At 43.8% G+C, this 1,551-nt stretch carries 2 protein-coding genes; one reads left to right on the top strand and one right to left on the bottom strand.

What is annotated here, in order from left to right; all coding sequences use genetic code 11:
* Nucleotides 1–161: 161 nt before the first annotated feature.
* Complete coding sequence (locus ADI58_RS01780; RefSeq protein WP_049521229.1) at nucleotides 162–1,211, top strand: LLM class flavin-dependent oxidoreductase; 1,050 nt, start codon at nucleotides 162–164, stop codon at nucleotides 1,209–1,211.
* A 99-nt stretch (nucleotides 1,212–1,310) separates the two neighbouring features.
* On the opposite strand, the gene ADI58_RS11690 is transcribed toward ADI58_RS01780, so the two are convergent.
* The gene (locus ADI58_RS11690; protein WP_231075171.1) at nucleotides 1,311–1,370 is read right to left on the bottom strand and encodes a hypothetical protein; all 60 of its coding nucleotides are present in this window, start codon (nucleotides 1,368–1,370) and stop codon (nucleotides 1,311–1,313) included.
* Between the last annotated feature and the right edge of the window lie 181 nt (nucleotides 1,371–1,551).

Here is a 1,551-nt window from a genome sequence, read left to right as displayed (position 1 = left end):
ACTCTTCGAAAATCTCTTCAAACCACGTCAGCTTCCATCTGCAACCTCAAAACACTGTTTTGAGCAGACTGCGGCTAGCTTCCTAGTTTGCTCTTTGATTTTCATTGAGTATTAGAGTGATTTTTCAAATTGAAGGACAGAAATAGATAGGGAGAATCACAATGGTAGAATTGGGAATTTCAACATTTGGGGAAACAACGGAGCTTGAAGGGACTGGGCAAATTTACAGTCATGCCGAACGTATTCGTCAGTTGGTGGCAGAGATTGAACTGGCTGACAAGGTTGGTTTGGATGTATATGGGATTGGTGAGCACCATCGAGCGGATTTTGCGATATCTGCGCCAGAGATTGTCCTGGCAGCTGGGGCAGTCAATACCAAGAAAATCCGTTTGACCAGTGCAGTCAGCATACTCTCGAGCATGGACCCGATTCGTTTGTTCCAACAGTATGCCACTATCGATGCTTTGTCAAATGGACGAGCGGAGATTATGGCTGGAAGGGGTTCTTTCACGGAATCTTTTCCCTTGTTTGGATATGATTTGAAAGACTACGAAGCTCTTTTTGATGAGAAATTAGACTTGCTTCAGTTAGTCAATGAAAAGACCAAGTTAGACTGGCAAGGTCGATTGACCCAAACAATCTCTGGAAAAGAAGTTTATCCTCGTCCAGTTCAGGACAAATTACCCTTGTGGATAGCGACAGGTGGTCATGTCGAATCAACAGTGAAGATTGCTCAGGCAGGCCTACCGATTGTCTATGCCATTATTGGTGGTAACCCTCGTTATTTTAAAAAGTTGATTCAGGCTTATCGTGAGATTGGGAGCGAAGCGGGCCATGCCAGTCATGAACTAAAGGTTGGGGCCCATTCTTGGAGTTGGATTGCTGAAGATGGCGAGCAGGCTGTAAAAGATTATTTCCATCCGACCAAGCAAGTGGTGGATGCTATTTCCAAAGACCGTCCGCACTGGCAGGAATTGCGTTATGAGCAATATTTGGAGCAAGTTGGGCCAAATGGTGCTATGTTTGTGGGCAATCCGGATCAGGTGTCCGAAAAATTGATTCGCATGATTGAAGACTTAGGTTTGGACCGCTTCATGCTCCATCTACCGCTTGGTTCCATGCCCCATGACCAAGTTCTAAGAGCTATTGAACTCTTCGGCACGCAAGTGGCTCCAAAAGTACGGGCATACTTCGCCATGAAAGAGTCTTAATAAAAAATCCTAATCAAGTTTATTAGGACAACAAATATTGTACAAAAATCAATCCCCCGAGCTATAATGCTTGGGGGATTGTTCTATAGGAGGGCTAGTTTAGTTCTCTTTTTTGTTTTTCAGCAAGAAGCCGAGACCTAGAAGGGCAAGGAGACTAATTCCTGCAAACAGGAGTTTGTTATCGTTGAGCTTCCTGTATTTGGATTAGTTATATCTAGCTATGCAAAGGTTATATAGTAGCAGTTTTATACTCTTCGAAAATCTCTTCAAACCACGTCAGCTTCATCTTGCCGTAGGTATGGTTACTGACTTCGTCAGTTCTATCCACAACCTCAAAACA

Source organism: Streptococcus mitis (assembly GCF_001074635.1).
GTDB lineage: Bacteria > Bacillota > Bacilli > Lactobacillales > Streptococcaceae > Streptococcus > Streptococcus mitis_E.
This window is presented reverse-complemented; position numbering and strand designations above follow the sequence as displayed.

Bases quoted from the DNA above. Each gene is read 5' to 3' on its own strand.
- ADI58_RS01780 (WP_049521229.1), top strand. From the start codon at position 162: ATGGTAGAATTGGGAATTTCAACATTTGGGGAAACAACGGAGCTTGAA.